This is a genomic window from Nitratidesulfovibrio sp. (assembly GCF_040373385.1).
GTDB lineage: Bacteria > Desulfobacterota > Desulfovibrionia > Desulfovibrionales > Desulfovibrionaceae > Cupidesulfovibrio.
Map to the genome: position 1 here is coordinate 113,936 of NZ_JBDXXH010000011.1, position 7,493 is coordinate 121,428.

4 protein-coding genes and 1 riboswitch are annotated in these 7,493 nt (G+C 65.6%); of the genes, 1 reads left to right on the forward strand and 3 read right to left on the reverse strand.

Annotated features, from left to right (window positions below; translation table 11 throughout):
• Positions 1-63: 63 nt before the first annotated feature.
• From ABWO17_RS15885 to ABWO17_RS15895, 3 genes are read right to left on the reverse strand one after another with little or no spacing between them, the layout of a single operon-like run.
• Positions 64-1,863, reverse strand: coding sequence for a glycosyltransferase family protein (locus ABWO17_RS15885; protein ID WP_353120245.1), 1,800 nt, complete (start codon positions 1,861-1,863; stop codon positions 64-66).
• 55 nt (positions 1,864-1,918) lie between these two features.
• Positions 1,919-3,046 carry a DegT/DnrJ/EryC1/StrS family aminotransferase gene (locus ABWO17_RS15890; protein WP_353120247.1) on the reverse strand — a complete coding sequence of 376 codons (1,128 nt, stop codon included), beginning with the start codon at positions 3,044-3,046 and terminating at the stop codon, positions 1,919-1,921.
• Positions 3,043-4,575: a Gfo/Idh/MocA family oxidoreductase gene (locus tag ABWO17_RS15895; RefSeq protein WP_353120249.1), complete on the reverse strand. Its 1,533-nt coding sequence runs from the start codon at positions 4,573-4,575 to the stop codon at positions 3,043-3,045. The genes ABWO17_RS15890 and ABWO17_RS15895 overlap by 4 nt, the downstream gene beginning before the upstream one ends.
• Positions 4,576-5,410: 835 nt before the next feature.
• Positions 5,411-5,485, forward strand: a riboswitch (cyclic di-GMP riboswitch).
• A gap of 342 nt (positions 5,486-5,827) precedes the next feature.
• Between ABWO17_RS15895 and ABWO17_RS15900 the strand changes: the two genes are divergently transcribed.
• On the forward strand, positions 5,828-7,493 hold a 1,666-nt coding region (locus ABWO17_RS15900; protein ID WP_353120251.1), incomplete at its 3' end, for a methyl-accepting chemotaxis protein.

Sequence of the window (7,493 nt, forward strand, 5' to 3'; positions counted from 1 at the left end):
TTCGTGCCGCGTTCATGGCTGGCTGCGCGTTTGCCGGAAGGGGGCCGCGCGTGCAGCGGAGCACTACAGGCCGAGGCAGTTTCCGTCCCGATAGAAGATGGACGTGCAACTCGCTGTCTGCAACACCATCGAAGCAAGGCCGGGAAGACGCAACTCCCTGAACCCTGCCTTTTTCAGATATTCCCGCCCGGGCATGTAGTAGTCCCGCTCCGTGTTATCAAAAATGATCACGCCTGTTTCAGAAATGGATTCAAGGCAGTTGTACGCGCAATTGACGCGATCGCGCCCGTCGATGACGATGACGTCGAACTTGATGTTGCGAATATTGCGCAACGTCTTGCAGTAGTCCCCACCCCTTTCGAGGCGCTGGAATATCGGCCTGACGTTGGCAGGAAACTGTGCCCGCATGGTAGTGAACCACGCTTCGTCGTGCTCCACGGCGACAACACGGCGCGCCCGCCTGGCCCACCACAACGTACTGCTGCCGCAACCAAATTCGAAAACGTTTCCGCCATATGGCGCACGTTCTTCCAGCAACTCCACCGCAGGGTAGGTGAGCCATGGCAGCGGGGCGCCCTTCCCGTCCACGATGGCCTGCCGCTGGTAGCTGGAAAACCACCCGAGACCCCGAAGGTACTCGTTCGCGAATATCTCGCCACACATGGATGCGGCATCGCACTGCTTGGGCGTATTGGGAGACACCACTTCCATGTGCCGCTGCCGGGGCGCGGGGTTTGCCATGTGCTTTTCGGCGATGTCCAGGAACCGCTGCGCGTTGCGCTTCATGTTGTAGTCTTCCAGGCAGCGGCGCTGCCCGGCGGCGGCGATGCGATCGCGCTCTTCGGGATGGGCCAGGTAATGGCGAATCTTGTCCACCAGTTCCTGGTTGTCCTTGTACGCCACGATTTCCTTGTCCCACTCGAACCAACGGGAAACGCCGTCCAGCGCAAGCACCAACGCACCGCACCCCGTGGCTTCGAACAGACGCATGCTGCAATTGTCGTCCTGGCTGATATCCTCGATGGGGTAGCCATGCCTGTCCGAAAGAAAGACGGGAGTGCGCGAGTCGAGCACCATGCGTCCACGCCGCAGGCAGCGCAGGGCGTTCATGCCGAAGACGGCGGGCTTGAGGTGCGGCACCATGGCCGGGGTCAGGTTGCTGAAGTTGCCCGAAAGGTGCAGCGACAGTGAAAATCCGTACTGTGTCGCGGCCTTGGCCACGGCATCCAGCATGGCGATGCGGCGCGTCCCCGTCAGGGTACCCACGAAGACGACGTCCGTATCCTGCGGAATGGCCGACAGATCCCGCACCGCGCTCAGCGGAAAGCCCGGCGAGAACATTTCAACCGCACGGGCTCCCAGCCTGGGCGCCTGCTCCATGATGCTGGGCAAGCTGGTGAGCAGCACATCGACCCCCGACCAGTCCCAGTTGGTACGCACCGTGGCGCACCGCCAACTGACGACAAGGCGCGGCTGGTGCTTCAGGCTGTCCCGGAGGGCGCCGTTGAACGTGTACGGGCTGTACACGTAAAGGATGTCCGGCTTGAAGGCGTCCACCCGCATGCGGATGATGTCAGCTTCCCATTGTTCCTTTCCGGGCGCTGCAAGCCCTTGCTCCTTTATCCAGGCACGTTGCAGGGGCTCCGCGTTGGAAAAGGTAAGCTCGGACGCACAGCCCAGCTCCGTGGTATGGGGCGTGACGCAGTGCGGGGCGAAGAACCCGTAGCGGTACAGCGCGTCCGTCTGTGTTCCGCTGTCGCGCAGGGCCATTTCGGGCGACTGGGCGTAGAATACGTCGATGAAATTCTTGTAGGTCGAGAATATCTGCATGACCCGCAAGGGGGTCGGAGAGTGCTCGGTCATCGTGGACATCCTGTCGCCGCCCGCATGGGGCGCAAAGCTGCTGGGTTGCGTGCGCTCAGGCCAGGGCGGCCATCAGCGCGCGGGCTATGCTGTCGGCGTCGTCCCCGGTCATGTAGGGATGCATCGGCAGGCTGAGAATCCGTCGGCTTACCTCTTCACTCGTCGGCAGGTCACCGCCTCCGTAGCCAAGGTGGGCAAAGGCGGTCTGAAGATGCAGGGGGATGGGGTAGTACACCATGCTGGGCACGCCTGCGGCCTGCAACGCCTCCTGCACCTCGGCGCGCACGACGGAAGGCGGCAGCAGGAAGGAGTACTGCGCCCAGGCGCTTCGGCAGCCGTGCGGAACGCGTTGCGGAATGATACCGGCACCATCCAGGGTCTCTTCATACGCTCGGGCAATACGCTGGCGTGCGGCGAGTTCCGCGTCGAAGACATCCAGCTTGGCCAGCAGCACCGCGGCCTGCAACGTATCCAGCCGCGAATTGATCCCAATGCGGACATTGTCGTACTTGTGCCCACCCTTGCCGTGAAAACGCAGGGAGCGCAGGCGGCCTGCCCTGTCGGGGTCGTTGCAGAAGACGGCGCCGCCATCACCGTAGCAGCCCAACGGCTTCGCGGGGAAAAAGCTGGTGGCGGCATAGTCGCCGAACGAGCAGGCGACCTGCCCCCCGATGGCGGCCCCGAAGCCCTGCGCGGCGTCCTCGATGAGCAGAAGCCCGTGCTCGCGCGTGATGGACGCCAGTTCGGCATACGCAGCCGGCAGTCCGAACATGTCAACGGCAATGACGGCCCGGGGGCGGCCCCACGCGGGGTTCCAGTCTTCAAGGCACGCGGCCAGGCCGGCTGGCGAGAGGTTCCAGGTCAGGGGATCAATGTCCACGAACACCGGACGAGCACCCAGCAACGCGATGACCTCTGCCGTGGCGATGAAGGAAAAGCTGGTGGTGATGACCGCATCGCCGGGACCGATGGATTCGGCCATGAGGGCGAGTTGCAGGGCGTCCGTGCCTGAAGCGCATCCGACGCAATGGCGCACGCCGCAATATGCCGCAAGGCGGCCTTCCAGTTCCGCGACCTCCGGGCCGAGAATGTATTGCCCGTGTGCCAGCACGGCGTTCATGCGGGCACGAATGGACGCTTCATTGGCCGCGAATTGCGCCTTGAGATCAATGAACGGAATCATGGGTGGCCCTCCGGGCTCGTGGCGTCGCGCGTTTCCGGTGTGGCGCCCGGTGCGCCGCGCAAACCGCTGCCTGCATGTTCGTACCGGGCGCCGCAGGCCGGGCACTGCAATTCCCGATCAAGCCGCACGCCGCAGCGGCAAACCCAGCCGACACGGCGCGCCGGGTTGCCCACGACCAGGGCATGGGAAGGAACGGGCCGCGTGACCACGGCCCCCGCGCCCACGAAGGCGTAAGGGCCGATTTCGTTGCCGCACACTATGGTGCAGTTGGCGCCCAGGGTCGCACCGGTGCGCACGGGCGTGGCGCGGGCCTCGTCCATGCGCGGGATGGTGGCGCGGGGATTGTGCACGTTGGTGAAAACCATGCTCGGCCCGCAGAACACCCCATCCTCCAGGGTGACACCGGGGTAGACCGAAACGTTGTTCTGTATCTTGCAGCGCGCACCCACGGTGACGCCGGGCCCGATCATGACGTTCTGCCCGACGTTGGTATGGGCACCTATGCGGCAATCGGGCAGGATGTGGCAGAAGTGCCATATCCGCACCCCCTCGCCCAGCGTGACGCGCTCATCCACCACCGAGGTGTGATGCACGAACGCGTCTTGCGCCCAACCGCTGGTATCGGGTTTGTCCTGCCGTGCATTGCCACGCTCGCGCAGGGTCGTCAGCACATCGAGAGCCTTCAACCAGCACGGTTTGTCGCCGGAAGGCGGTACTGCCCCGCGCAGTGCATCGACAAACGCCGCGCAAGCCTGTTCCAGGGCGCTTTCGCGGGGAAACTCGACCCGCTCCCGCGATACGCCCCCGGAAACCGTCACCACGCCTTGCCCCATGGCGTCGATACGCCAGGCGGCAGTGGCCGCTTCACCCACGACCACGATCTCGCGCATGGGCTGGCTTCCCGGCTTTGGGGCAAAAACGTGCGCCACGGGTCCGGAAGGAAAGGCCAGCACCGTCACGTCGCCCTGCGATTCGCCCCGCTCTGCGGGTGGCAATACGACGGGAACGTGATCCACGATGCGCAGGATGGCCGCAATATCTTCGGCAGCAGGATCGCCCCACTCCGGTTCCGTTTCCGGCGCGGCCACGGTACGGGCCACGACGGAAACGACACGCCCCAGGGATCCGTCCTGTGCCAGCCCGGCAAGACGAGCCACGCCGGGGTCGTGTTGCGAAAGAAAACCCGGGGTGAACACCATGCCACGGGCGGTCGCCAGTTCCTGAAGCTTGCGGCAGTCGTCGACGTCGAACGCTGCGGACGGTGCCGCGTACAGGTGCCTGCCCGTCTCGAGCACCTTGCGGGCGAAAGACATGTGCCCCGCAACCGGCTGAGACATGACGACGGCCCGCACGCGAGGATCGGCGAGAAGAGCATCCTCGTCCCCCACCACCACGATGCCCGGCAGTGCCGTAGCGGCGTGACGCAGGGCTTCCGGGTTGGAGTCGCAGACCATGGACAGGACCCCCAACCCACTGAAGCTGCGGGCCAGCCTGCTTCCCACAAGGCCGTAGCCGATGAGTCCGATCAATTCCGCCTCCGGAAATGGCATTGTGTCCCCTGCGCCCACGCACGTCCTGCGCCATTGGGCCAACACGCCTCGTACTTCGTCTCGGCCCGCACCGCCATGGGAAGTCTCCATGCCGATGCGGCGCCCCATGAGCGCGCCCAAAAGCCTGCACTGCGACCCGACAAGAACGTCCGCCGCCAGCGTCGCGCCGCAGTGCTGCGCAACATGGCCTGGTACTGTCCAAAAAACTGACGATGCCAGTGGCAAGCCACCGCAGCAGGTACCCGGTTTCATGCAGTTGGCTTGCGTGCACCGGCGGCGTCATGCTTCCGGGACGGGCTTGCGTCACCGCGCATGATGCCAGGCCAGACTCGCCGCATCTTGCAATTCTGGTGCCGAGAAAAAAATGCCAACGCCCCCCGGATGCATCGTGAACGCGCATGCGCTTGGGCCGCCTGTTCGCAGCGGAAGGCTCCGATTGCGTACACGCTGGCGTTGCGCCTGCGGCACCATCCGGCCACCCACGGGTAACACCCCAGGCGAGGGCATCGCACTGTCATGCCTGCAACAATGGCCATCCGGGGATTGCCTCACCGCGTCCTCCCCGGCCACGGCCTGGCAGTGACCTTCCGGTTATCTGGACATGCATGCACATCCGAGGTGCACCATGGGGCAAGGCCTCCGTCAGTCATCCCTCGCTTGACCACGGCAACATGCCTCACATGCAATCAACCCATCAAGAAACTGACCCTTGTCAATATACTCACAGCCCCTGACACTGCCCCCATGAACATTTGTAACGGTATGGTTACAATTTTATTGACAGCAAAAGCGATATGCCGCAGTGCTGGATTTGCGAGACAAATGCCAAACCTGCCGCGAGGCAGGGACGGAAAGCCACGGGTCTCTTGCAGACAGCCGGGCCGCCTTGCATCCGTCCCACCTCCCCCCGTCTCGGGGGAATTGAGCTTCCGGCAAATTGTTTGCTTGATCAAACATAGCCGGACGTTCCACTTCGGCATTCCCGCATCGTCACGCGCGGGCACCAGCGGTGCCCGCCCGGTTTCGTGCGCATTCCCCGCCGGCACGCGGGCGCCCCGGTCACGCCGGAGCGTCTGGCCGTCATGGCGGGCGTGGGCCGTACGCCGTGGCACACACTCCGCCGTGTCCACCAACGCCCCGGCAACGGGGCTTCATGTCCGCATCGCGCCATGTCTTTCCGGGGGGACGGGCAGTCGCGACGGTCCACCGCAACCCCCCAGAGGGGAACTTCATGAAACTGAACTTGCGCGCGCAGTTCCTGCTGCCCATCGTGGGCGTGGTCGTGCTGGCCATGGCCGCGTCGGGTGCGCTGTCCTACCGCAACGCCACCGACGCGTTGTGGGGCAGCTATCTTTCCACCGCCGGCGAAATCGCCGCCACGGCCAGCCTGGGCTTCACCGAACGGGTGGGCGACCTGCGCACCACCCTTACCTCGCAGGCCAAGTCGGCGGACGTCACCGGCGTGCTCATGCCGGGGGGCACCGACCCAGACCCCGTGTCCACCGCCAATGCCGCCCTGCGCGATATCGTGGAAGCCAACCCCGTGTTGCAGGCCGTCAACGTCATCGGACCCGACGGACTGGTCGTCGCCAGTACCCGCGCTGACAGCGTGGGGCGCGACAACCTTGCCGAACGCGACTATTTCCGCAACGGGATGCGCGGCGAAACGACCATCACCGATGCCTTCATGAGCAAGATCAGCAACGCGCCGGTGTTCGTGCTGGCCGTGCCCATCCGCAAGGACGGCAAGGTGCTGGGCGTGCTGTCCGCGCCGGTGGACCTGGCCGTGCTGTCCGCCCGGCTGGTGGACCCGGTGAAGGTGGGCAAAAACGGCTACGCCTTCCTGGTGGCGCGCTCCGGCAAGCTGGCCGCGCACCCCAAGAAGGACCTGCTGCTGAAGCTCGACCTGAAGGAGCTTGACTGGGGCAAAAAGCTCATCGCCCAGCGCTCCGGCACCCTGGAATACGACTACGAGGGCCAGCACAAGGCCGCCGCGTTCACCCTGAACGAAACCACCGGCTGGATCATCGCGGTGAACGTCAGCGCGGCGGATATCGCCACGGCGGTGACGGGCATCCGCAACGCGGCCATGGCCACCGGCGGCGCGGCTATCGTGCTGGTCTGCCTGGTGGTGTTCGGCATCGTGCGCGGGGTGACGCGGGCCCTCGGCTCCAGCGTGTCCTATGCCCAGGCGGTGGCGAGCGGCGAGTTGGGGCGCACCTTCGAACTGACCCGCCGCGACGAGATCGGCGAACTGGCCGACGCCCTGCGCACCATGGTGGGCAACCTGCGCGACATGATCGCCACCGCCGACCACAAGACCGCCGAGGCAGAGGAACAGACCCGCCGCGCCGAACGCGCCGTGCAGGAGGCCGAAGCCGCCAAGCTGCGCGCGGAAGCCGCCCGCCGCGAAGGCATGTTGCAGGCTGCGGAACAACTGGACGTCATCGTCATGCGCGTCAGTGCCGCGTCCGAGGAACTGGCCGCGCAGATCGAGCAGTCGTCGCGCGGGACCGACGTGCAGCGCGAACGCACGTCGGAAGCGGCCACGGCCATGGAGCAGATGAACGCCAGCGTGCTGGAGGTGGCCCGCAACGCCACCGACGCGGCGGGCAGCGCCGACAGGGCGCGCGCCACGGCCCAGGAAGGCGCCGGGGTGGTGGAATCCGTGGTGGCGGCCATCGACGAGGTCAGCCGCCACGCGGGCGAGCTTACCCGCAGCCTGGGCAACCTGGGCGACCGGGCCGAGGGCATTGGCCGCATCATGGGCGTCATCAGCGACATTGCCGACCAGACCAATCTGCTGGCGCTGAACGCGGCCATCGAGGCGGCCCGCGCCGGAGACGCCGGGCGCGGCTTTGCCGTGGTGGCCGACGAGGTGCGCAAGCTGGCCGAAA